Genomic DNA, 26,089 nt, shown 5'->3' with positions numbered 1-26,089 from the left:
ATAGTATATATTTGCGCTCGCAAAAGCGACAACACTCCTCCTTAGCTCAGTTGGTTAGAGCATCTGACTGTTAATCAGAGGGTCCTTAGTTCGAGCCTAAGAGGAGGAGCAAACAAAAGTTCAACAGCAATGTTGGACTTTTTTTGTGGATTATATTTCCTCAAAACAATCGCATCTGTCCATCCTTGAAAGGTTCGTGAAGTTCCGTATTTAGCTTCGGCATTGCTTTGCCTTTAAAGTATTTAAGTCGTGCTAATTTTACCAAGTCATTAATATGTTTGGCTATTTGTCCTTCGCCTCTCATGCGTTGTCCAAATCTAGAATCGTTGAGTGTGCCTCCATGACAGTTTTCGATTTGGTGTAGTACTTTATCGGCTCTGTCTGGCATCGCTTTCTTGATCCAATCTGAAAAAATTTCACCTATAGCTCCATTTAATCTTACAATGGTATGAGCAATGCTTAATGCGCCTGCTTCGGAAGCTGCTTGTGCTAATGATAATATTTCATGACTATTTATTGATGGAATTATTGGAGCCAACATGACATTTACAGGAATTCCGTTTTCACTTAAAACCCTTACTGTTTCTAAACGTTTTTTTATTGTTGCTGTTCTTGGTTCCAGTATACGTCTTGTGGCTTCAGATAAAGAGGTGATAGAAACATTAACACCCACTAAATTATCTTTAGCCAATGCTTTTAAGAGATCCAAATCACGAAGAATTAATGCGTTTTTTGTAATAATACCAACAGGATGTTTATATTTCAAAAACACCTCTAAACATTGTCTTGTAATTTCAAATTGTTGCTCTGCTGGCTGATAGCAATCGGTGTTTCCAGACATTATAATTGGGTATGCTTTCCATGTTTTACGTTTAATGAAGGCTTCTAATAATCTTGGTGCATCTTTTTTAACTAAAATTCTGCGTTCAAAATCTAAACCTGCACTAAATCCCCAAAACTCATGACTGTTTCTGGCATAACAATAAATACATCCATGTTCGCAACCTTGATACATATTCATTGAATAGGCCATACCAACATCTGAACTTTTGATTTTATTGACTATAGTCTTTGGAAATACAGGGAGATAAAGTGTTTTATTTTTATCGACTTCCTCGCCTTCTTTGGCACAATATTCTAAAAAATCATCTCGCTGTTCATGACTCAGATCAAAAAAACGATTGTGAACATTCTGTTGAGCGCCACGACCTTTGATAATTGATTTTTTAAACATATATTATAAATTTTTGTAAAATTACAAAATTATAACAATCAAATATTAATGCATTAATCCTTTTATCAACAAACTCGAATATTATTTTCCTGGGAAATCCGCTTTTCGTTTTTGTAAGAACGCGGTCGTACCTTCCTTGAAGTCTTCGGTACCAAAACATTTACCAAATTGTTTGACTTCAGTTTTATAACCGTTAACACCATCTTTAAAATTGGCATTAATCGATTTTATGGCTGCCTTTATTGCTACCGTAGAATTTCGCATGATTTTACTTGCAATTTTTTCGGCTAAAGCCATCAGTTCACCTTCTGGAGTCACATGATTTACCAATCCATATTCTAATGCTTTGTTGGCATCAATCATTCCTGCTGTCATTACCATTTCCATAGCTCGCCCTTTACCCACTAATTGTGGCAAACGTTGTGTACCACCATAACCAGGAATTACCCCCAAAGACACTTCAGGAAGTCCCATTTTAGCATTAACACTAGCAATTCTAAAATGACAAGACATGGCTAATTCTAAACCACCTCCTAGAGCAAAACCATTTACAGCTGCAATGACAGGCGTTGATAAATTTTCAATATAATCAAATAGAAGCTCTTGACCTTTTGCTGCCAATTTCTTTCCGTTTTGGACATCAAAATCAGCAAATTCACTAATATCTGCACCTGCAACAAACGCTTTTTCACCACTTCCTGTGATGATGATGACTTTCGTTTCTTTGCTTTTATTAGCATCTTCAAGAGCATCATGCAGTTCTTGAATTGTCGCTCTATTTAACGCATTAAGCTTTGTTGGTCTATTGACTGTAATTGTTGTAATTCCGTTGCTTGTATCGCTTAAAATATTTTGGTAACTCATAATATTAATGTCTTATTATTTCTGCGGAAATGTAACTGTAAAAGTGGTTCCTATACCTTGTTGAGATGTAAAGGTAATATTTCCTTTGTAAGTTTCTACGATATTTTTCACCATCGCTAAACCCAATCCCATTCCGCTAGTTTTGGTCGTAAATTTAGGTTCGAAAACTTTGCTTTTATTCTCTTCGGAAATTCCTATACCGTTATCCTCTACTGTAATGTTAACCATATCATTTTCTGAAGAAATATTAACTTCAATTCTAGGGTTTTCTCTATCATCAGGAATGGCTTGAATCCCGTTTTTAACCAAATTTGTAACGACACGGATTAACTGTGTACGATCAAAATTTGCGAAAATTTCATCATCTTCCGAAGAAAATCTAATATAATCTTCGCTAAAAATATCTAAACCTAATTTGACGATGTTTGAGACATTTAAAGTCTCGTTTTGTTGCGCTGGCATTTTCGCGAAATTTGAAAACGCTGATGCTATAGAACTCATCGTATCAATTTGCTGAATGAGTGTCTGACTATATTCATCTACTTTTTGATGAATCCGCTCATCTTCTGGATCAAACTTACGTTGAAAACTTTGTACACTAAGACGCATGGGTGTCAATGGATTTTTAATCTCATGGGCAACTTGCTTTGCCATTTCTCTCCACGCTTGTTCCCGTTCATTGGTTGCTAGTTTAACTGCACTTTCCTCCAACTCATCAATCATACTGTTATAGGAGTTAACCAATGTGGAAATCTCTTCACTAGATGAGGATATATCTATTTTTTTATTTCGCTTTTCAAGACGTGTTTCATTGATTTTATCTGAAATTGTTTTTAATGTACGTGTGATATATTTTGACAGTAAGAGTGCCAAAATTATGGCAATTAACATCATAAATAAATAGGCATAAGCCAAGCGTTCTAAAAACTCACTAAGCTCTTTGTTTAGAAAATCGTCGTTCTCTAAATAAGGTAAATTAAGGATGGCCAAAGGCTTTGACTTGGTATCATACAAATAGGTATATGACGACTGAAACGTTTCTCCGTTTTTTTTATTTTTTACAACAAATCGATGCTCGGCAGTATTAGAAATCTCATTCAAGACATCGGTAGCAATGCATTTAGAAATAGAATCATTTGTGAAGCTTGCTTTAGATGTAATAAGCAAGGTGCCGTCTATATCGTATAAGTTAATTCTTAAACCATGAATCTCTGCAACTCTATAGATTTCTTCTTTGAAGATTAACGGGACTTTTACTGTTTCTACAGGATAAGTCGTTTCTCTTATAACATAGTTAATATCACTAATTATCGCTCTTTCTTTACGCTCTAAACGCTCCTTGTGGTAGTCTCTAGCTTCTTCATTGTATTGATAAATGGTCACACCAGCAATTAATATAGATGCGATGATTACCAATAAAATCATGGCTAGAAATATACGAACTCGTAAAGACAGTTTATTTAATCTCATTTTGAAATTTGTAGTGCACTAAATGTAACAATAATTAAGCCAATGTTATGCATCTGGGTTTTTGCCTCTTATGTTTTTATAAATTTTAAAGCCTAACATTAATAGCACGCCTAAAACTAGAATTCCAATAACACCAAATACCCAATTAATGGCACTTTTTAGAATCACCAAGAACACAACAGCAAATAAAATAAAGGTCGCCCCTTCATTCCAAAGGCGCATAAAATTAGAGGTTTTTTTGACCTCATCGCGTTGCAATTGTTTGTAGAACTGATGTGTTTTAAGCTGATACAAAATAAGTGCTACTACAAAAACGAGCTTGACATGCATCCATGGTTGCTGCAACCAAATAGGCTGAAGCACCAACAACCAAACAGCAAAAACCGTTGCCAAAATAGCAGAAGGCCATGTGATGATATTCCACAAGCGCTTGGCCATTAATTTGAGTTGCTTACCTAGAATTTCCTTTTCAGGTGAGGGCTTATGAAATGCTTCTATTTGATATACAAATAGTCTTGGAATATAAAATAAGCCTGCAAACCAAGTGATAACAAAAATTAGATGCAGTGATTTAACGTAGTTGTAATATTCCATCAATCTTCAACAAACAAATAGTTTAACTTTTTTTCATTAAATGCATTATTAAATGCAGTTATTTCATCGCTAACCAATGTGTTAAACGCATCTAATTGCTCTTTAATCTTAGCGGTTAATTCATTTTTAACAACGATGTCTTGATCTGTAGGTGCAAAATCCCCCATACTAACTAACGAATTTAAATGCCCTAATTTATTGGTTAACCGAATGGGGAAATTCAAAGGGTCTTGTACACTTCGGTTTTTAGTTTGATACAAAGCTTCTTCAATCTTGGTAAATTCATCTTCAAGCTTTTTTGCGTCTTCTAACAGTTGTTCCAAGCTTTCATCTCCCTTATATTGGGTTTCAAAAGCTGAAAGTTGTTTTTTAATATTTCTAATTTTCTTGATGGATTTATGCGCATCATCCATAGTTTTATTGATGTCTTTTATAAAATCAAACTGCTTTTGCATATCCGCCTGAGAACTTTCTGCTCTTGGGTCTGCAATAATAGTAAACGATTGGGATGTTGCTGTTCCATTAACATTGAGATGCGCTTTATAGGTTCCCGGAATCGCCTGAGGACCAGTCAAACTTGCCCACCAAAGAATCATTCCGTCTAATTTTTCGGCACCATCATAAGTCATGTTCCAAACAAACTGGTTCATTCCTTTTTTCACTTCTAATTTATCTTTCTTTTTGTTTTTTGTGGAAAATATCTTTATCGTGTCACCTTTAGGATCAAAATAGGTTAGTGATACCTCATCGTTTTCCGCATCATAACTTTTTAAATTGAAATACGTCATCACGCCACTAGGGTGATTCGTTCCTGCTGTTTTACTCCCTTTTCTAGAACCACCATCCATTCGGTAGGTGTCTTTTGGTTTGAACAATTTATCCTCTTCCAAATTAGAACCGTAAAGTTGATGTAAAACTGTTAAATCGTCAATCATCCAAAGGCTTCTCCCTTGTGTAGCCACAATCAAATTATTGTCTTTTAAAGCTAAATCCGTAATAGGTACTATTGGAAGGTTCAACTGAAATGGTTTCCAGTTTTTTCCATCATTAAACGAAATATACATTCCCGTTTCGGTTCCTGCATACAACAAACCTTTTCGTTTTGGGTCTTCTCGTAATACTCTTGTAAAATGCTCAGGATTGATACCATCTGTGATTTTCTTCCATGTCTTTCCGTAGTCTGTCGTTTTATATAAATAAGGTGCAAAATCACCAGTTTTATATTTCGTTCCTGCTACATAACAGGTTCCTGCATCAAAAGCACTTGGCTCTATACTATTAATCATCATCCATTCTGGCATACCTTTAGGCGTCACATTTTCCCAGTTTTGTCCGCCATCCTTCGTCACGTGAATCAATCCATCGTCACTTCCAACCCAAAGCAAACCTTCAGTCACAGGAGACTCTTGAGCTGCAAAAATGGTACAATAGTATTCTACCGATGTATTATCTTGTGTAATTGGTCCTCCTGAAGATTTTAATTTTTCAGGGTCGTTTCTGGTTAAATCCGGACTAATAATCTTCCAGGATTGACCTTCATTTTCGGTGACATGGACATGCTGTGAAAACGTATACAAACGGTCAGGATTATGTTTTGAAAATATTATAGGAAAATTCCACTGAAAACGATATTTCATCCCTTCAGCGCCATGACCCATTGGATTGTCTGGCCAAACATTAATAGCTCTAACTGTTCCGCGTTTATGATTGACTCTGGTTAAGAATCCGTCGTAACTTCCACCATAAATAATGTCATTATCCTCAGGATCTATAGCGATATGAGCCGATTCTCCTCCAGCTGTACCTTCCCAATCGTCTTCAGTAATTGAACGGCCATCGGTTCTATGCGGAATTCTAACTGTAGAATTATCTTGTTGAGCTGCGTAAATACGATATGGGAAATGATTATCTGTCGTTACACGATAAAACTGAGATGTTGGCTGATTGCGATAAGAACTCCAAGTTTCGCCTCCATCGTAAGTGATTTGAGCACCTCCATCATCGCCAATAATCATGCGGTTAGGGTCTTCTGGAGCAATCCATAAATCGTGATGATCTCCATGAGGCGCATTGTAAGTACTGAACTTTTTTCCTCCATCTGTACTTTTGTGATAACGCACATTCAATACATAAACCACATCTGCATCTTTAGTATCTGCATAAAGCCTCGTATAATACCAAGCGCGTTGTCGTAATTTACGTTCGCTGTTGACCAGGTTCCAAGTTTCTCCTCCATCGTCACTACGATACAATCCGCCTTTATCTTTATTCTCTACAATTGCCCAAACACGTTGATTGTTTACTGGCGAAACTGTAACGCCAATAATACCTAAAGTTCCTTCTGGAAAACCTTTATGAGTTGAAATCTCTGTCCAAGTCTCACCTTTATCTGTACTTTTCCAAAGTGCTGAACCATCACCTCCAGAACTCAAACTATAAGGCGTACGTTGTACTCTCCAGGTCGATGCATATAGAATTCTTGGGTTGGTTGGATCAATCAATAAGTCGACAACTCCAGCTTGCTCATTGGCAAATAGAGTTTTCTTCCAAGTCTTTCCACCATCTACACTTTTATAGACACCTCTATCTTGAGTAGGTTTATAAATATTTCCTAAAACACCTGCGTAAACGACATTATGATCTGTTGGATCAACAGCAATTCTAGGAACATGGCGTGAGTTTTTTAAGCCTGCGGAAGTCCATGTTTTTCCTGCATCGACACTTTTCCAAATACCATATCCTGAAGATACATTTCCACGAACGGTTTTTTCTCCTCCACCAACATACATTACATTCGGATCACTTTTGGACACTGTAATTGCTCCAATACTTCCACCGAAAAATCCATCAGAAATATTATCCCAACTACGTCCTCCATCTAAAGTTTTCCATATACCACCACCTGTCGAACCAAAGTAATACAGATTAGGTTTATTTGGAACACCCGTTACTGCTGCGCTTCGTCCACCACGAAAAGGACCAAGTAATCGATACTCTAAAGCATCGTATTGGGATTCATCGAAAGATTGGGCTTCTAGTTGCGTCAAACTCCCGAAGAGAAAAAGACACAATAGTGTAATAATAAGTCTCATTGTTTGGATGGTTTTATTAATAGCTTAAAAATAAGCATAAAAAAATATTATGCTGTGGTCTTATTCAATTTTAACTTGACCTCACGACGTAAAAAGAAAGCCGTTACAATTGTAGATAGAACATCTGATATTGGAAATGACATCCAAATCCCTAATTCTCCAAAAAATACGGGCATGATATACATGAGTGGAATAAAGAAAATGGCTTGCCTAGTCAATGTTAATAATAAGGCTGGTAATGCTTTTCCAACGGCTTGAAAATAAGCAGCACCTATAAGTTGTAGTGCTAAAATAGGCACAGCAGCAAATGCCCATCGCATATTATTTGGCGTAATTCTCAGTACATCTACGTCATTTGTAAACCATTTTGTAATCACTTCAGGAAAGAACATTAAACCCATAAATACAATAGTACCTAGAATAGTTGCGTATTTAATTGCTGTGAAAATCACTTCTTTAACACGCTGGTGCTGTCCGGCTCCATAATTGTATCCTGCAATAGGAATAAACCCTTGTGTGATTCCAAAAACTGGAAATAATGCAAACATCATCATTCTACCAACAATAGCATAAGCGGTCACAGAGGTCTCACCACCAAAATTATAAAGCGCATTATTAACCAATAAGAATGTGACACTTACGATGGCTTGTCTTGCTAAGGTAACAGACCCTAAAGAGCCAATTTCGGATACGATGGATCTATCTAATCCGAAATGAGATAAATTGATTTTCAATTCGGAGTTCTTCGATAGAAAATACCAAAATATAAATAGGAATGATACAATATAAGATCCAGTGGTTGCCCATGCAGCACCAGCCATTCCTAAATCAAATACATTAATAAAAAGGTAATCAAATACTAAATTTCCAATAGATGGAATAAGCATTGCATACATGGCATATTTTGGATTTCCCTCGGCACGAATAACAGTATTCCCCATCATAACAAATCCTAAAACAGGGACGCCATAGAGAATGATTTCGTAATACTCTTTTGCTGGCTCAAAAATGTTTCCTTTTCCTCCAAAGGCAGGAATGAGTGAATCCACAAAATAAAGTCCGAAAACGGCAAATGTAATCGTAAACAGAAAGGTTAACGTCAGTTGATTCCCAAATGTTTTTAGGGCTTTTGGCTTATTTTCGGCTCCTAGAGCTCGAGAAATAATAGAAGATCCACCAACACCAATTGCCATTCCTAAAGCCGCAATAAAAAACGATACTGGAAGTACAACGTTAATGGCAGCAATAGCTGTAGACCCAATCCATTGGCCAACAAAAATGGTATCGACCAAAATATTGAGTGACATTACCAAGATCCCTATCGATGCAGGAACGGCTTGTTTAATTAAGAGCTTGCTTATAGGTTGTGTTCCTAAATCTTTAGAATTGGTTTTTGCCATTAAATAGCAACGGTTTCAGACATTGCCCATTCGTTAATCCATTTAGATAATACATCTACAAATTCTTTGTCGTCATTTAAACACGGAATTGTCGTAAAGTCTTTTCCTCCCATTTCATGGAAAATTTCTTCGCCCTCCATAGCAATTTCTTCAAGTGTTTCTAGACAATCACTTACAAATGCAGGAGTTACTATGGCCAACTTTTTGATGCCTTCTTTTCCTAAACGTTCGATCGTTCGATCTGTGTAAGGTTGTAACCATGGATCAAATCCTAAACGGGATTGGAAAGATGTAGAAAACGCACCTTCCTTGAGGTTCAGTTTTTCACCGACTAATCTGGTCACTTCTTTACATTGATGTCTGTAGCAAAACTCATGGGCTGGAGAAGGTGTTGCACAACAACTTCCATCGATTTTACAGTGCGATTTAGTCACGTCACTTTTTCTTATATGTCGCTCTGGAACGCCATGATATGAGAATAATAAATGCTCGTAATCTTTTCCTTCTAAATGCTTGGCAATAGAATTTGATAAGACCTCAATATAATCTGACTTATTATAAAATGATTTTAAATCGTTGATGGTTATCTGCGGAAAATGTGCTTGTCTAATCTCTTCAGCAAGCACTACGATTGTTTCTGTTGTAGCCATAGCAAACTGTGGATATAACGGAATTAAAAACACCTCATCCACGCCCTTATCTACCAGTTCCTGAAGTCCTTTTTTAATGGTCATACTTCCGTAGCGCATGGCTAAAGCAATCGGCAAAGTAGTTTGCTTTTGTATTTTATTTTGAAGACGCTCAGAAAGCACAATTAAAGGTGAACCTTCATCCCACCATATTTTTTTATAGGCAGCGGCTGACGCTTTTGGGCGTGTGTTTAAGATGATTCCTTTAACAAGCAATGTTCTTGCCCAAAGCGGAACATCAATCACACGTTCATCCATTAAAAATTCTCCCAAATATTTCTTAACATCTTTTGGTTCTGGGCTTTCTGGCGAACCTAAATTAACAAGTAAGACTCCTTTCATGTGTTTCCTTTTCTTTTTAGCAATTTTTATAAAAATAAGCTAAGACCTACCCTATTTTTCATTTAGTAATTCTGTTCTGATGCTTTCAGGAATTACTGTATCAACCAATTGTTTCATAGAATCATCATTCCCAATAAATTTCCACCCTTTATATTTAGGATCTTTTATAGCAAACATATTTGAATCCAATGTGATAATTAATGACATCGTTTTTAAGTCCGAAGTCACATTACCTTCACCAAATTGCGCATCCATGGTTGTTTTCATATGCTCTAAAAACCCTTTTCTGTCTTCTTCAGGTTTATCCATTTCAGAAACAAATGTCATTTTCATTTCACTATTATAAAAAACTGCTGCATAAGTAACACCATCTACTTCTTTCTCATCTGTAACACTGGTTACATCGTTGGAGATAAACTCAATTTTCATTTCTTCAGAATTAAACATTTGTTCCATTCCTGCTTTCATCTGTTCTCTTGAAGCCATTTCAAATACCTTTGGATGCATATAATCTAATACACTATCAAGATTTAGATTGGTCATGTAGTCAAAATAGACTTGGGCATGTTTAGTGATTTCTGCTTGTGACTGCGCAAAGCTGGAACATGTAACTAATAAAGTAACTGCTACTGTGCTAAGAAATTTCATAGGATACTTTTTATTGTTTGTTTTGCAAAAATACGATAGTATTTTTTATGCTAAATTAAATTGAAAACTGTTAATATACATTTAACCCAAAGCCATCAAATATTTCTTTGGTGTGGTTCCATATTTCTTTTTAAAAGCCGAAATAAAATGACTCGATGTGCTGTAACCGACTTTGTGCCCAACTTCATTGACATTATGGTTTCCTGCCTCTAGAAGTTTTCTAGCGACTTCCATTTTGTAGTCGAACAAGAAACTGAACACAGAATCGCCATAGATTTGTTTGAAACCTTCTTTTAGTTTTTTAAGACTCAATCCTATTTCTTCGGAAAGTTCTTGTAAGGTTGGTGGTTCAGCCATTCTAGATATGATGATGTCTTTGGCTTCACGGATTTTAATTACGTTCGTTTCGTCTACCAAAAACGGACATTGCTCAATATCGGCATCTTCGCTCCTATTGAAATATAAGCTCAACAGCTCCAATGCTTTTCCTTTAAAATAAAGCGTTTTGATAGATGAATTGAGATTATAATTAATCAATTGATTGAGCGCAATAGCCATAGATGGTGTAATCTTTCCATCTTTATAATATTTTTTATCTTTATTCTCATCACTCAAAAAGGGAATATAATCGGCTTCTTGTGAAAACAAACCATGAAACTTTTTAATAGATACCAAGATAGAAACCAACCAGGACTTAGAGTGCACTTCTAAATGAATAGGCAAATCACGTTGCGGGTTGTATAATAACAGCGAGTTTTCGGCTTCTATTTTCAATCGGTAATTACCATTATTAAAGATAAATTCGCTAGATCCCTTGATACAAAAGTGAAACTGAATAAACCGATTATCAATATTCCGTTCAACCGTTTGAATATCATTGGACTCATTACGATACGTGAGTACTAAAAAGCCGTCATCCAATTTTGTTTCTGCAAACGAACCTCTAGCGGTGTTTTTCGAAACAGAAAAATCAGAATTATTTTTGTTGTTATTTAGATTCATTCTAAACTAAAGTGTTTTAAAGCCTTGATTTCACTACAAAAGTATGATATTTATCATATTATATTAAGAAATACCATTAAAAAACCACAAACGATACTTAAAGTTCTTCCAGCGTTGTTTTTTATCAACAGTCCTCAATATATTTGCTTGAGTAATTTTCCAAATCAGGTATGGAGCACTACAATAGGTCGAAAGGCACAACATTTTATTCTATTGGTCTCAGCTATAAAAAAGCTGATGCCGAAATTCGTGGTCATTTTAGTTTAGATGATACATCCAAACTTGCTGTATTAAATCAGGCCAAGCAAAATGGTATCGAAAGTCTTGTGGTCACCTCCACTTGTAATCGAACTGAAATATATGGTTTTGCAGAGCATCCCTTTCAATTGATTCAATTGCTTTGTGATAATACTAAAGGTACGGTTGAAGAATTTCAAAAAGTCGCTTACGTTTTAAAAAACAAAGATGCCATCTCTCATATTTTTAGAGTAGGTTCTGGATTAGATAGTCAAATCCTTGGTGATTTTGAGATCATTAGTCAGTTAAAAATCAGTGCAAGACTATCCAAAAAAAACCAATTACTTAATCCATTTTTAGAGCGTTTAATCAATGCCGTCATTCAAGCATCTAAGCGTATTAAAACTGAAACTGAAATTTCATCAGGTGCAACATCTGTATCTTTTGCTTCTGTTCAGTATATCATGAACAACATCAAAAACGTTTCAGAAAACAATATTTTACTCTTCGGAACCGGGAAAATTGGAAGAAATACATGTGAAAATTTGGTAAAGCATACCAAGAATGAGCACATCACTTTAATCAATCGAACTAAAAATAAAGCAGAAGCTGTTGCTGGCAAATTCAATGTCCTGGTGAAAGACTATGCAAATCTACAAGAAGAAATCAATATTTCAGACATTCTGATTGTTGCCACTGGAGCTCAAAACCCAACAGTTGACAAACATTGTATTCAAACCACTAAGCCTTTATTGATTTTAGACTTGTCTATTCCGAAGAACGTGAATTCAAACGTCACCGATTTAGATAATGTGACGCTCGTACATTTAGATGATTTATCTCAAATCACAGATGAAACTTTAGAGCGCAGAAAAACACATATTCCAGTTGCCGAAGCCATTATTGAAGAGATTAAAACTGATTTCAATGCTTGGCTATCTACACGGAAATTTGCTCCTACGATTAAAGCTTTAAAACATAAATTAGCAGATTTTGCTTCTGCCGAATTAGATACACAGCGCAAAAAAATGACTAATTTTAATGAAGCGCAAGCCGAATTAATTAGCAATAATATCATTCAGAAAATCACCAATCACTTTGCACATCATTTAAAAGGCGATGATGTTTCAACCGACGACAGCCTTGAACTCATAAAAAAAGTGTTTCAACTAGAAGCGACTAAAGACAATGTCTAAAACAATCAGAATTGGAACACGTGATAGCGAACTTGCGCTATGGCAAGCCAAAACCGTACAACAACAACTCGAACATTTAGGTCATAAAACACAACTCGTCCCTGTAAAATCCACAGGGGATATCGTTCTTGACAAACCTATTTACGAACTAGGAATTACTGGTGTTTTTACCAAAACATTAGACATAGCAATGCTTAACGAAGAAGTTGACATTGCAGTACATTCTCTTAAAGATGTGCCAACAGTATTACCAAAAGGTATTGTTCAAGCAGCTGTTTTAAAACGTGGTAATGTTAGAGATTGCCTAGTATTTAAAGATAACGAAGAGTTTTTATCACAACGTGAGGCCATTATTGCAACAGGAAGCTTACGTCGCAGAGCACAATGGTTAAATCGTTACCCAACACATACTATGGTTGGTTTGCGTGGTAATGTAAACTCTCGTTTAGATAAATTGGAAGACAATGATTGGAATGGTGCCATTTTCGCAGCAGCTGGATTGGGTCGACTAGACATGAAGCCTGAAGAAAGTTTCAATCTAGAATGGATGATTCCTGCGCCTGGTCAAGGTGCTATTATGATTACAGCCTTAGAAAGTGATGAAGAGATTCGTGCCATTTGTGCAGAAATCAATTATGAAGAGAGCGAAATCGCTACGTCTGTAGAACGTGAATTTTTAAATCGTTTAGAAGGTGGGTGCTCTGCTCCAATTGGTGCTTTAGCTTTTGTAAAAGATGAAGAGGTGCACTTTCAAGGTGTTTTATTAAGCCTTGATGGAACCAAAAAAATAGAAGTGCAGCGTACAGTAGCTTTAGGTTCGCACCATGAATTAGCTCAGTTTTGTGCAGATTATATTATCGAGCGAGGCGGAAAACGTTTAATGGACAATCTTAAAAAATCGTCTCAAGGTGTAAATATCTATTCGACCAAAACATTAACTGATGACCAGAAGCAATTGTTTCATGATGATGTGGTTTCTGAAAGTTCCGATTTCATAAAGATAAGTTTGAATCGTATGACACCTAAAGTCTTACGACCAATGCCAAAAAATGTTATCATTACCAGTAAAAATGCTGTTGAAGCTTTACTAACGAATTTCGCAGCTCAAGAATTACAATTTGAAAACATCTATTGTGTTGGACGACGCACAAAACGTCTCGTAGAACGAAAAATCGGTAAGGTTAAACACACTGAGAACAATTCTAAAGCTTTGGCTGAATATCTCGTAGACTATATTGAAGGCACTGAAGTGACTTACTTTTGTAGCGATATTCGATTAGACGAATTACCAGAGATTTTAAAAGAAAATCACATAGAGGTTAATGAAGTGACGGCTTACGAAACCAAATATGATTCGGCAAAAATTAATGATAATATAAAAGGTGTGATGTTTTACAGTCCGTCAACAGTGCAAAGTTATAAGCAAGAAAATGATGACAATGTAATTGCATTTTGCATAGGAGAAACTACAGCAAAAGAAGCAAGCAAGCATTTTGAGGATGTTAGAATTGCAAAAGTTCCAACAGTAGAGAGTGTTGTTGAATTAGTAAATGAACATTACGTTTAATATGATTAAAAACGATTTATTTTTAAGAGCGTTAAAAGGAGAAACTGTTGAGCGTCCACCTGTTTGGATGATGCGTCAAGCGGGCAGATACCTTCCAGAATTCATGCAAATCAAAGCCAAGTACGATTTCTTTACACGATGCCAAACACCAGAATTAGCAAGTGAAATTACTGTCCAACCGATCCGTCGTTATGGTATGGATGCCGCGATATTGTTTAGCGATATTTTGGTCATTCCGCAGGCTATGAATCTTGAAGTACAAATGAAACCAAACTTTGGTCCATACTTACCAAATCCAGTTCGCACTCAAAAAGATGTCGATAACGTGATTGTTCCTGATGTAAAAGTGGCACTGAATTACGTTTATGAAGCCATCAAAGCGACGAAAGAAAAATTGAATGATGAGATTCCTTTAATTGGTTTTGCAGGATCACCTTGGACAATTTTGTGCTATTGTGTGCAAGGACAAGGCAGTAAAAACTTTGATAAAGCCAAGGAGTTTTGTTTTACAAACCCAATGGCCGCACATCAATTATTGCAAAAAATCACAGATACAACTATCGCATATTTAAAAGAAAAAGTGAAAGCTGGTTGTGATGCAGTGCAGGTCTTTGATTCTTGGGGAGGCATGTTATCTCCTGTTGATTATCAAGAATTTTCTTGGCAATATATTCAGCAAATTATAGATGCATTAAAAGAGGATGCTCCTGTAATTGCCTTCGGAAAAGGCTGCTGGTTTGCATTAGACGAGATGGCAAAATCTGGAGCGTCTGCTTTAGGTATAGATTGGACGTGCTCTGCTAAAAATGCGCGTTATCTAACTGGTGGAAACATCACCTTACAAGGTAATTTTGACCCAACACGATTATTTTCTCCACCTTCAGAAATTAAAAAAATGGTACACCAAATGATTGATGAGTTTGGTAAAGACAGATATATTGTAAATTTAGGTCATGGTATTTTACCTAACATTCCGTTAGATCATGCGAAAGCATTTATTGATGCTGTCAAAGAATATAAAGCGTAAATTATTTTTTGTAGCGTTACCACTAGTGGTCGCGCTCTCACAAGTCGCTATCAAAGATGAGCTCCAACAAGTGCTCCATCGCTAACGCAAATTGTGAGACAATTAATACTATAATTTAAAGATTCCTGCCTTCGCAGGAAATGTTATGATAAAGAATATTTTAAAAGGCATCCAGGCATATACAGGTTCTTTGGCATTAATCTCAAAGCTCAAACTTTGGAAATACTTTTTTATTCCTATAATCATTAGCATTGTCACAGCAACACTAATTGGATTGTCTGCTTATGGCTTATCAGATAATCTTGGACGCTTCTTAGCAAAAATTTGGATTTGGGATTGGGGAAAAGAAACGTTCACTTCAATAACAAGCTTTATTGGAGCAATCATCATCATAGCAATCGGTTTAATTCTTTACAAGCATATCATTATGGCATTATCTGCGCCATTTATGAGTCCGGTTTCCGAAAAAATAGAAGCACATTTAACAGGTGTAGAAAAACATCATCACAGAAAAACAACTTTTCAAGAACAGCTTTGGAGAGGGATTAGAATAAATATGAGGAATTTAGGTAAGGAGTTACTAATAACCATTCCTATCTTACTGCTAAATTTTATTCCAGTGGTTAATATATTTTCTACCGTACTGTTGTTTTTAGTACAAGCCTATTACGCGGGTTTTGGTAATATGGATTATACGCTGGAACGACATTTCAAGTACCGAGAAAGCATTCAGTTTGTTAGACGCTATAAAGGTGTTGCTATAGGAAATGGTATTGTTTTTATGTTGTTTTTATTAATCCCTGTTATTGGTGTTATCCTCGTATTGCCAATGAGTGTAACCGCCTCTTCATTAAATACAGTGAATATTCTTAAAGAAGAAAACCGTCTTGGAGAACATAAAACCTTAGCCTAATGATACTTCAGTTTAATAATTTCGAAATTAATGCCATCCATGAAGGAGATGCCTGGAAAATTTGTGATTTGATGGTCGCAAATGCTGATCGTTTTAAACATTACTTCCCTGGAACTTTAGCTCAGAATTTAAACCCTACACTGTCACAACTATTTGTAGAAAAAAAGATTAAGCAGTTTGAGAAAAAAGACGAATTTTTATTCACATTAAAACATTCTGAAACCAGAGAACTTGTAGGTCTAATTTATATAAAGGAACTCGACTGGAATAAAAAACAAGGCGAGTTTGCTTATTGCATCGGTTACACCTTTAAAGGTCAAGGTTTAGCTTCTAAATCCATTAATGCGCTATCAAAACATGCGTTTAATGATTTAGATATAGAAACGCTTCAAATCATAGCCCATAAAGACAATCTACCAAGTGTGAAAGTAGCTTTGAATAATAGCTTTGAATGGCAAAAAACATTGGAAAAAGAATTCACGCCTACAGGTGAACAACCTTTAGATATGGAGTTATACGAATTATATAAATAAATTATTATGCCACATTTTGTAATAGATTGTTCAGAAAATATTTTGAAATTAAATGCTCCAGAAGACACACTTTTAGCAGTACATGAAGCAGCAGAAAAATCTGGTTTATTTGATAAAGGCGATATTAAAGTACGATTAAATCCATTTAAGGAAAACTATTTAGTTGGAGGGAAAAAAGACGATTTTATTCACGTTTTTGCAAACATTATGGAAGGAAGAACTACTGAACAAAAAGCAAATCTTTCGCAACAAATTGTAATCCAATTGAAACGGATTTTTCCTTCAATAGATTTTATTGCTATCAATATAAGGGATTTCGAAAAAGCAACGTATTGTAATAAATCAATGGTATAAAATGAAGGATCAGTTCTTTAAATACATACACGAATTACAAGACACTATTACTTCTAAACTAGAAACTATTGATGGTAAAGCCAAGTTTCAAGAAGACCTATGGAAACGTCCTGAAGGTGGAGGTGGAAGAACTCGCGTGATTGAAAATGGTAATGTGTTTGAAAAAGGTGGTGTTAATGTTTCTGGTGTTCATGGTAAATTACCAGAGGCAATGCAAAACTATTTTGGCGTTGAAGATGCCGACTTCTTTGCCTGCGGTTTAAGCCTGGTACTCCATCCTAAAAACCCAATGGTGCCAACCGTTCATGCGAATTGGCGTTATTTCGAAATGTATGACCAAGATGGTAACATTGTGGATCAATGGTTTGGTGGTGGACAAGATTTAACCCCTTACTATTTGTTTGAAGATGATGCTAAACATTTTCATCAGAGTTGTAAAACAGCTTGCGACAAGCATAACACAGAATTTTATCCAAAATACAAAGCGCGTTGTGATGAATACTTTTACAATGCTCACCGAAATGAAGGTCGTGGTATTGGTGGTTTATTTTTTGATTATTGTAAAGCTTCCGAAGCTATGAACATGCAAAACTGGTATGATTTTGTCACTGAAGTCGGCGATAGTTTCCTGGATGCCTATGCTCCGATTGTTGAAAAACGAAAAAACTTAGAGTATACAAAAGCCCAACGTAATTGGCAGGAAATTCGTCGCGGTCGTTATGTTGAATTTAATTTGGTTCATGATAAAGGCACCTTATTTGGATTAAAAACCAACGGAAGGATTGAAAGTATACTCATGAGTTTACCTCCTCATGTGCAATGGGTATATGATCATCATCCAGAAGCTGGAAGCGAAGAAGAAAGATTAATAACCATATTACAACATCCAATTGATTGGGTTTAGTAAAGTAAATGTCAGGTTGAGCACTGTCGAAACCTCAATGAATAATTAAAACATAGTATATTATGTTCCCATTAAGAAGAAACCGAAGATTAAGAACCAATGAAGTAATTAGAAGCTTAGTTCGTGAAACGATTATTACACCTAACGATTTCCTTGTTCCATTGTTTATAGTTGAAGGAAAAGGCATAAAGCAAGAAATCGCTTCGATGCCTAATTATTATCGTTTCAGTTTAGACTTGCTAGAAAACGAAGTAAAAGAGCTCTGGAAACTCGGTTTAAAATCAGTCTTACTATTCGTAAAAGTGCCTGATAACTTAAAAGATAATAAAGGCACAGAAGCCTTGAATCCCAACGGACTGATGCAACGAGCGATTAAAACCGTTAAGAATGTGTGCCCTGGTATGTTAGTGATGACAGATGTCGCACTCGATCCTTATTCATCTTATGGTCACGACGGTATTATACAAAACGGAAAAATCGTCAATGATGATACGGTCGATGTGTTAGCGGAAATGAGCCTGTCTCATGCTCAAGCTGGAGCCGATTTTGTGGCGCCAAGTGATATGATGGATGGACGCATTTTAAGTATTAGAGAGGCTTTAGAAGATGATGGATTTACAGATACAGGTATCATGAGTTACTCGGCAAAATATGCCTCTGCTTTTTATGGCCCTTTTCGTGATGCTTTAGATTCTGCTCCTGCTAATGTTAAGGACATTCCGAAGGATAAGAAAACCTACCAAATGGATTATGCTAATCGTTTTGAAGCCATCAAAGAAACCGAAATGGATATCGATGAAGGTGCAGATATCGTCATGGTAAAACCTGGTTTATGTTATTTAGATATTGTTCGTGAGATTAAAAACGAAGTCGACGTTCCTGTTGCAGTATATCAAGTCTCTGGAGAATATGCTATGCTTAAAGCTGCAGCCCAAAAAGGTTGGCTAGATCATGATGCTGTGATGTTAGAACAAATCACAGCCATTAAACGTGCTGGAGCAGATGTGATTGCTTCTTATTTTGCTAAGGATGTTGTAAAATTATTATCGTAAATTCGTAACAAAGCTAACATAAAACCACCTGATGGGATTACTTCTATTATTCGCATTCGTTTCCATTTTCTTTTCTTTTTTATGTTCTATTCTTGAAGCGGTATTATTGAGCGTAACACCCACTTTTATTAATGTTAAGAAAAAGGAAGGTAAAGCCTATGCCGAATCACTTGAGGCTTTAAAAAAAGATGTAGACAGACCTTTAATTGCTATTTTAACCCTAAACACGATTGCGCATACTGTTGGAGCAATTATGGTTGGCGTACAGGCCAAAGTGGCTTATATAGAATTATACGGTTCAAAGACGCGATCAATTTTTGGCATTGAATTTACAGAAGACTTAATGGTTGGTGTTGTATCGACTATAATGACCATTTTAATTTTAGTGGCTTCGGAAATTATCCCTAAAACAATTGGCGCTACCTACTGGAAACAACTCGCTAACTTTACAACTAAAGCCCTAAAACTTTTAATCACTCCATTAAAATACACAGGGATTCTATGGATTTTACAGCTCACTACAAAATTAATTGGAGGCAAAGGACATCATGGAAGTGTATTAAGTCGTGAAGATTTTCACGTTATGGCAGATATGGCAGAAGCAGAAGGTGTCTTTCAAGAAAATGAAAGCAAAATCCTAAAAAACTTACTGACGTTTAAGGACGTTTTCGCAAAAGACGTCATGACACCTAGAACAGTGATGAAAGCTGAAGACGAAAACACAACCGTTGAAGACTTTTTTAATAAAAACATGAATTTGCGTTTTTCAAGAATTCCTATTTACTCAGATAATCCAGACAATATTAAAGGTCTTGTTTTAAAGGATGAGATTTTTAAAGAAATGGCTTTAGATAATGGGTCTAAAAAACTGTCCGATTTGAAACGGCATATTATCGTTGTTGATCGTAACTTACCCATTCCGAAGTTATTCGAACAATTAGTAGAAAGTAGAAATCATATGGCCTTAGTGGTTGATGAATATGGCTCTGTAAGTGGTTTAGTCACTATGGAAGATGTGATAGAAACCTTACTTGGTCTTGAGATTATGGACGAAAGTGATAATGTTTCAGACCTTCAACATATGGCGAGAAAAAATTGGGAAGCCAGAGCTAAAAAACTGGGAATTCTCGACGATAAACCTTCGGAAGAAAACGAATAAGTATGGAAACTTGTATCATCAAATCTCCCCTAGGGTTTACCAAAATTGTTGGTGATGATGATGGTATCTCCCAAGTGACTATATTAAATTCCGAAGAAAAAGAAACCGATATCATTCCCATAGTACTTGAAGATTGTGTCATTCAACTTCAAGAATATTTTGAAGGCGTTCGCACTCAATTTGACTTAACATTGAATCCACATGGCACGGACTTTCAGAAATCAGTTTGGAAATTGTTGAAAAAAATTCCTTATGGAAAAACAAGGTCATATCTAGAACTTTCTAAACAACTAGGAAACGTCAAAGCTATTAGAGCTGTAGCTAATGCCAATGGTAAAAATCCGTTTTGGATTATAGTGCCTTGCCATCGTATTATTGGAAGTGATGGTAGTTTAACTGGTTATGCTGGAGGACTGCATAGAAAACAATGGCTACTAGAGCATGAGAGCCCGTATAAACAACAATCTTTATTTTAATGTACAAAGTTACCAAGTTTTTAGAACGGTTTTTGAAGACTGCTACCATTTATAAATATGCACCTTGTTGATGGCAAACAAAATATTATTGCTACTTTTAATAAAACACTATATATAGCAGATAAACGTTTTTATAAAGAGAAACTCAAAGAGCGTAGCACAAACAAATAATTGATATCCCAATGAAATTCCTTAAAAAATTCCTTAAATTCCTAATTGTATTTTTCGGCTTAATCATACTTGTACTTTACATTACAGATACCGATTACCTCATCAAAGCGGTACGAACCATTTATCTGAAAGGTTACACCACAGCTTATTTAGAAGACTACAAAGAATTTGATAATCAAGCCATTGAAGCTGCAACGTCTCAACCATGGAGCAATCATAAAGATTATAACTCGGCAACTACAACACCTAAACTCGAAAAAGTGAATCAAGATTGGGGAACCATAGCATATGTTATCATTAAAAATGACAGTATTTGGTTTGAAAAGTATTATGATGGCTTTGATGAAAATTCAAAATCTAATTCCTTTTCTATGGCGAAAAGCTATGTGTCTGGATTAATGGGAAAAGCTATTTTGAATGGTTATATCAAAAGTTTAGATCAACCGGTTTGTGATTTTCTTCCTGCATTTTGCGATGGAAAAGCGGCTAAAATGACTGTAGGTGATTTATCATCAATGTCATCTGGAACCAATTGGGATGAAGCTTATTATTCACCATTGTCAATAACAACTCGCGCTTATTTTGATGATGACTTAGCAAAAGTGATGAATGGTTTAAAGGTTGTTGACGAACCTGGTCAAGGCTTTAAATATGCTAGTGGCGATACACAAATGCTTGCTATGGTCATTGAAAAAGCGACTGGTAAAAAACTATACAATTATTTTGAAGACAGTTTCTGGAAACCTCTAGGTTCAGAAAATTCTACTCTATGGCAAGTTGATAGTGAAGACCACGATTTAGTTAAAGCCTACTGTTGTATTGCGAGTAATGCTAAAGACTTTGCACGCTTTGGAAAACTGTATAAAGACCACGGAAAATGGAACGGACAACAACTCCTAGACTCTGCTTTTGTCTCAAAATCTATTAAACCTCGTTTTCCTGAAAGCCCTGAATATGGTTACGGTTGGTGGCTACGCAAAGTTGGTGATAAGCAATTTTTTATGATGCGAGGGCATTTAGGACAATACGTCTTTGTAGAACCTAACGACAACATCATTATTGTAAGACTAGGACATCAAAAGTCTCCAGATATTGGCACAAAAACCTTCACTGACGATATTAGTTTGTATATTGAAGAAGCTTATAAAATGTTAGGCCAGCCAATCAATTAAAAATCTCAATTCCCTAAAGCACGTTTAATTATAAAACAGGAAAAGGCATGATTACAAAATTAAATATAGAAAATATTCTCTTTTTAGATATTGAGACGGTACCAGAAACCGAACATTTTTCGGAGTTAGATGAGACGAAACAAGAGCTTTGGGAACATAAATCCCAATACCAAAGACGTGATGAATTTACTGCAGAAGAATTTTATGATCGTGCAGGTATTTGGGCAGAGTTTGGTAAAATCGTCTGTATTTCGGTTGGGTATTTTAAAACGGAAGGTGATGTAAGAACATTTAGAGTCACTTCTTTTTATGGTCATGAAGTTAAGATTCTGAAAGATTTCAAAAACCTCTTGATCACACATTTTAGCTCAAACAAACACTTACTTTGCGCTCATAATGGAAAGGAATTTGACTTCCCATATATCGCTAGACGCATGATTATTCATAACATCGAATTACCTTATAAATTAAATCTCTTCGGAAAAAAGCCATGGGAAGTTCCGCATCTCGATACGTTGGAGCTCTGGAAATTTGGCGACTATAAAAGCTATACCTCTTTAAAATTATTGACTAATGTTTTAGGCATCCCATCACCAAAAGATGATATTGATGGCAGTGAAGTCTATCGCGTATACTACAAAGAAAAAGAAGTCGATCGTATTATTACCTATTGCGAAAAAGACACCATTGCCGTCGCTCAGATTTTCTTGAGACTACGTGGTGACGAGCTACTGCATGATAATGAGATTATTCATGTATAAGTTGTGAATTATTAAAACTAACTATATGATAATGAGTTTTTAACTTTAATAAGATATGTTCTAGAGCTATTACTTTCTGCTGAAAAGCTCTAATTGCTTGAATTAAGCAGCGTAAATGTGTTAGAAATAGTATCCTTTATATAAACCTCTTAGTTACCAGGTAAGTGTATTGATAATCTAGTTAATAGACACTCGGTTAAGTTATCGATCACAAATAAAAGTCCAGACATCATATCTGGACCTTTTATTTTTTGTTACTCTGTTTTACTTCTTCATAATCTATATCGTGAAAATGTCATTATTTCCAATACTAATTATTTGATTACAACTTTCTCGGTCTTCTCTTGCGAATCGTTCTCTAAAGACACTATATAAACACCTGTGTTTATTGATGATACATCTATACGATGTGTTGTTTGGCTATTGCTTAAAGTCATCGTTTTAATCAATCTACCTTGTAAGTCAAAAATTGATAATTTGGTGTCTTCAAATAATTGCCCTTTAACATAAAGCATCTTTGGTTGTGTGGTTGTATAAACCTCAATTTTATTTGTCTCATTATTTGAGGTGTTTAACGTTGTTTCGGCAAATCTTAAAAAGAAGCGTCCTGTTCCTGTAACATTTGTATTTGCAGTAAAGGTATAATCCAATGTATTTAACAACGTAAATGTATTAGTAAGCGTGTCTTCTAAATAGACTTCTATGCTTTCTGAAAGTGTTGTTTCTGAAATACTTATTGTGACTTGTTGCCCTTCGGAAACATGAACACCAAGAGGTATGGCAACATCAGATAAATTAGTTGTCCCTATAGATTGAACTCCATAATTACGTCCTACATTCTCTTGAACCAAATGAGAATAGATTGAAAATGGAGGTGCTGATCCAAATAGTCCTGAGTCATAGTTATAATCTAATCCCAATGATGCATTTTCTGTAAAATAAAAATCTGTCATATACAGTTTTGAACTGCTAGTCATCTCTAATTTTAAATGTGAAATTGCGTTACTACCATCCTGTCTTCCAAGAATAAAGTCATCATCACTTCCGATTGAGCGCATATTAGGTGTAAACTCTATCTCTGCTTGGTTTGTTGCAGAAGCAATTAAAAACCCTTGTCCAGGTGTGATTTTGGCGTTTGGATTAGCATCTGAATATGCTTGATTCCAAATGACCCAACCATCAGAAGCATTGCCATCATAACCATAAACTCCAGATCGTTGACTGTCAAATTTAGAGTTATTGGCACTTAAGAAATCGGATAGATTAATGTATGAAGGATACGGATTCCCAATTAAGTTCCACTCAGGATTTCCTGGTCCAGATATAACTACAGGAGCATTTAAATTTCCTGTTTCTACTAATCCAGTAAATGTAAACGTACTAGCATCTGTAGATGCTGTTCTATAACCTGTTCCTGCATTCAATGATGCAGTCTCAGTATTCGTATAGAGGAGATACGACGCTGTAATTTTATCAAATGGTCCAAACAAAAACAATGTGTTGGTTGAATTACTCAAAATATTTGGATTTGCCACCCTAAAATCTATAAACGACTCTCCATAAACTGGTGGAGCAATTAAATCATTGCCTCCTGAGCTCGCTGTTGTGTTAACATGTCGCTTATATTGTGCCTCTCCAATGACAAGATTATTCACAATTAAACTAGCGTACTCATCTGAATCTGATTCTAAAATGACATTATCATTAGTAACTATGTCGCCATTAACCGTTAAGGATTTTGATTTTTCTATAATTATTCCAGCGCCATCATCAACTCTTACATTATTAATTTGAATATCATCAATTATACTATATGTTCCATCTAAAATTATGGCGTTATCTGTTCCTGTTATAGGTGAAGGTGCGTAAGGTGTCCAAGCGCTATTTGAATAAATCAAATCATCAGAACCATAAAGCGTTACTGAATAGTCTTCGACTTCTCCAAAATTAAAGATTTCGCAAGGCGTTGGTAGTGCATTATATTTCATAGAAATACGCATTCTAGTTTTTTGTCTTGAAGTACCTGTTGGAATTGTAAAGCTTCCATTTATTATCGGTGCCTGTGTATTCCCTTGAGTAAACACCTGTTCTCCTGCATCCTCAAAATCACCATCTTTATTGAAATCAATCCACACCGAATACGCTTCATTATAAACTGTTCCCGTCCAAATTGGTGTAATTGTAATGTTATACTGTTCTCCTTCAGTTAACGCAGTTGAAATACTTGTAAAATCTGAATAGGTTTGCGATCCAGAAGTATTATCTATAGTATTTAATTGCACGCGACTAATATATTCTTCGCTCGCATTATTACTTGCAGAACCACAATAGTTGAGTACAGTATCTAGGGTCGTGAATGTAATTGCAGTGGTATACTCTGATGGAGATTCAATTGAACATTTACTTCGAACTTGAACCACATATTGTGTAAGCGGTGTAAGCGCCGTTAAGTTTTGTGTATTTGTTGTTATATCTAGAATATCAATCCAAATAGAACTGCCTACTTCACGATATCTTAAGTCAAAATCTAAAGGTGGTGAAGCATCCCAATTTATAGTTGCTCCTGTGCTAGTGATTGAAACAGCAATTAATCCTGTTGGTTCTGAAGGTTCTGTCCCTTGGTTTTCCCATACACACGTTATTGTGTTAAATTGGTAATCATCCCAACAATTTATGGCTGTTGGCTCTAAAGGTTGTGCACCACTTACTTCCCATAAACATGTTGTGTTATTGAATGTTGTTATTTCCCAGCATTCTAAACCTGTCGGTTCTGTCGGTTCTGACCCTTGGTTTTCCCATGCACAAGATGTTAAATTGAATTGATAATCATCCCAACAGTTTGTGGCAACTGGCTCCAAAGGTTCTGACCCTAAGTTAACCCATGTACAGTATGTTGGTGAAGTATCATCAACATCAATTTGATAATTATCCCAACAGTTTGTGGCTACTGGCTCCAAAGGTTCTGACCCTAAATTAATCCATGTACAGTATGTTGGTGAAGTATCATCAGTATCAATTTGATAATTATCCCAACAGTTTGTGGCTACTGGCTCTAAGGGTTCTGATCCTAAGTTAATCCATGTACAGTATGTTGGTGAAGTATCATCAGCATCAAATTGATAATTGTCCCAACAGTTTGTCGCTACTGGCTCCAAAGGTTCTGATCCTATATTAACCCATGTACAATATGTTGGTGAAGTATCATCAGTGTCAATTTGATAATTATCCCAAC

Annotated in this window: 22 protein-coding genes and 1 tRNA gene; 13 read left to right on the top strand and 10 right to left on the bottom strand. The window is 35.7% G+C overall.

Annotated features, from left to right (window positions below):
* Positions 1–35 precede the first annotated feature (35 nt).
* Positions 36–109 (top strand) — tRNA-Asn (locus V7719_RS00115).
* Positions 110–160: 51 nt separating this feature from the next.
* On the opposite strand, the gene V7719_RS00110 is transcribed toward V7719_RS00115, so the two are convergent.
* From V7719_RS00110 to V7719_RS00070, 9 genes are all read right to left on the bottom strand, one after another.
* Entirely contained in the window at positions 161–1,234 is a 1,074-nt protein-coding gene (locus tag V7719_RS00110; protein ID WP_335727816.1) for a PA0069 family radical SAM protein, read from the bottom strand.
* Positions 1,235–1,315: 81 nt separating this feature from the next.
* Entirely contained in the window at positions 1,316–2,098 is a 783-nt protein-coding gene (locus tag V7719_RS00105; RefSeq protein WP_335727815.1) for an enoyl-CoA hydratase/isomerase family protein, read from the bottom strand.
* Between the two features lie 15 nt (positions 2,099–2,113).
* Entirely contained in the window at positions 2,114–3,568 is a 1,455-nt protein-coding gene (locus V7719_RS00100) for a sensor histidine kinase (RefSeq protein WP_335727814.1), read from the bottom strand.
* Between the two features lie 45 nt (positions 3,569–3,613).
* The gene (locus V7719_RS00095; protein WP_335727813.1) at positions 3,614–4,162 is read right to left on the bottom strand and encodes a CopD family protein; all 549 of its coding nucleotides are present in this window, start codon (positions 4,160–4,162) and stop codon (positions 3,614–3,616) included.
* Complete coding sequence (locus V7719_RS00090) at positions 4,162–7,254, bottom strand: VPS10 domain-containing protein (protein ID WP_335727812.1); 3,093 nt, start codon at positions 7,252–7,254, stop codon at positions 4,162–4,164. The genes V7719_RS00095 and V7719_RS00090 overlap by 1 nt, the downstream gene beginning before the upstream one ends.
* Positions 7,255–7,301: 47 nt before the next feature.
* Complete coding sequence (locus tag V7719_RS00085; RefSeq protein ID WP_335727811.1) at positions 7,302–8,654, bottom strand: MATE family efflux transporter; 1,353 nt, start codon at positions 8,652–8,654, stop codon at positions 7,302–7,304.
* Positions 8,654–9,685, bottom strand: a complete 1,032-nt coding sequence (gene hemH, locus V7719_RS00080; protein WP_335727810.1) for a ferrochelatase — start codon at positions 9,683–9,685, stop codon at positions 8,654–8,656. The genes V7719_RS00085 and hemH overlap by 1 nt, the downstream gene beginning before the upstream one ends.
* A 51-nt stretch (positions 9,686–9,736) precedes the next feature.
* Positions 9,737–10,333 (bottom strand): hypothetical protein, encoded by a 597-nt coding sequence (locus V7719_RS00075; RefSeq protein ID WP_335727809.1) that lies wholly within the window; start codon positions 10,331–10,333, stop codon positions 9,737–9,739.
* Positions 10,334–10,414: 81 nt separating this feature from the next.
* Positions 10,415–11,335 (bottom strand): helix-turn-helix transcriptional regulator, encoded by a 921-nt coding sequence (locus V7719_RS00070; RefSeq protein ID WP_335727808.1) that lies wholly within the window; start codon positions 11,333–11,335, stop codon positions 10,415–10,417.
* Between the two features lie 170 nt (positions 11,336–11,505).
* Here V7719_RS00070 and hemA point away from each other — a divergent pair, with 170 nt between their 5' ends.
* The 12 genes from hemA to V7719_RS00010 all read left to right on the top strand — a co-directional run bounded on the left by hemA (position 11,506) and on the right by V7719_RS00010 (position 22,857).
* Entirely contained in the window at positions 11,506–12,768 is a 1,263-nt protein-coding gene (gene hemA, locus V7719_RS00065; RefSeq protein ID WP_335727807.1) for a glutamyl-tRNA reductase, read from the top strand.
* On the top strand, positions 12,761–14,335 hold the full coding sequence (hemC, locus tag V7719_RS00060; protein ID WP_335727806.1) for a hydroxymethylbilane synthase: 1,575 nt from the start codon (positions 12,761–12,763) through the stop codon (positions 14,333–14,335). Before hemA ends, hemC begins: the two co-directional genes overlap by 8 nt.
* Before the next feature lies 1 nt (position 14,336).
* Positions 14,337–15,362 carry a uroporphyrinogen decarboxylase gene (gene hemE, locus V7719_RS00055; protein ID WP_335727805.1) on the top strand — a complete coding sequence of 342 codons (1,026 nt, stop codon included), beginning with the start codon at positions 14,337–14,339 and terminating at the stop codon, positions 15,360–15,362.
* Positions 15,363–15,507: 145 nt separating this feature from the next.
* On the top strand, positions 15,508–16,275 hold the full coding sequence (locus V7719_RS00050; protein ID WP_335727804.1) for an EI24 domain-containing protein: 768 nt from the start codon (positions 15,508–15,510) through the stop codon (positions 16,273–16,275).
* Complete coding sequence (locus V7719_RS00045; protein ID WP_335727803.1) at positions 16,275–16,808, top strand: GNAT family N-acetyltransferase; 534 nt, start codon at positions 16,275–16,277, stop codon at positions 16,806–16,808. Before V7719_RS00050 ends, V7719_RS00045 begins: the two co-directional genes overlap by 1 nt.
* Before the next feature lie 6 nt (positions 16,809–16,814).
* Positions 16,815–17,162, top strand: coding sequence for a 5-carboxymethyl-2-hydroxymuconate Delta-isomerase (locus V7719_RS00040; RefSeq protein ID WP_335727802.1), 348 nt, complete (start codon positions 16,815–16,817; stop codon positions 17,160–17,162).
* A 1-nt stretch (position 17,163) separates the two neighbouring features.
* Positions 17,164–18,066, top strand: a complete 903-nt coding sequence (gene hemF / locus V7719_RS00035) for an oxygen-dependent coproporphyrinogen oxidase (protein WP_335727801.1) — start codon at positions 17,164–17,166, stop codon at positions 18,064–18,066.
* Between the two features lie 62 nt (positions 18,067–18,128).
* A complete protein-coding gene (gene hemB / locus V7719_RS00030; protein WP_335727800.1) occupies positions 18,129–19,118 on the top strand; it encodes a porphobilinogen synthase in 990 nt (329 codons plus the stop codon).
* Positions 19,119–19,149: 31 nt separating this feature from the next.
* The gene (locus V7719_RS00025) at positions 19,150–20,277 is read left to right on the top strand and encodes a hemolysin family protein (RefSeq protein WP_335727799.1); all 1,128 of its coding nucleotides are present in this window, start codon (positions 19,150–19,152) and stop codon (positions 20,275–20,277) included.
* Between the two features lie 2 nt (positions 20,278–20,279).
* Positions 20,280–20,753 (top strand): methylated-DNA--[protein]-cysteine S-methyltransferase, encoded by a 474-nt coding sequence (locus tag V7719_RS00020; protein ID WP_335727798.1) that lies wholly within the window; start codon positions 20,280–20,282, stop codon positions 20,751–20,753.
* A gap of 182 nt (positions 20,754–20,935) precedes the next feature.
* Positions 20,936–22,096, top strand: a complete 1,161-nt coding sequence (locus V7719_RS00015; RefSeq protein ID WP_335727797.1) for a serine hydrolase domain-containing protein — start codon at positions 20,936–20,938, stop codon at positions 22,094–22,096.
* A 47-nt stretch (positions 22,097–22,143) separates the two neighbouring features.
* Positions 22,144–22,857 carry a 3'-5' exonuclease gene (locus V7719_RS00010; RefSeq protein WP_335727796.1) on the top strand — a complete coding sequence of 238 codons (714 nt, stop codon included), beginning with the start codon at positions 22,144–22,146 and terminating at the stop codon, positions 22,855–22,857.
* A 314-nt stretch (positions 22,858–23,171) separates the two neighbouring features.
* Here V7719_RS00010 and V7719_RS00005 read toward each other — a convergent pair.
* Positions 23,172–26,089 (bottom strand): T9SS type A sorting domain-containing protein (locus tag V7719_RS00005; protein WP_335727795.1); only part of this gene is annotated, 2,918 nt, incomplete at its 5' end.

Origin of the sequence: Psychroserpens sp. (genome assembly GCF_036960315.1) — a bacterium.
GTDB lineage: Bacteria > Bacteroidota > Bacteroidia > Flavobacteriales > Flavobacteriaceae > Psychroserpens.
The sequence above is the reverse complement of the archived record's forward strand: the minus strand, read 5'-3'. Positions and strand labels throughout refer to the sequence as shown.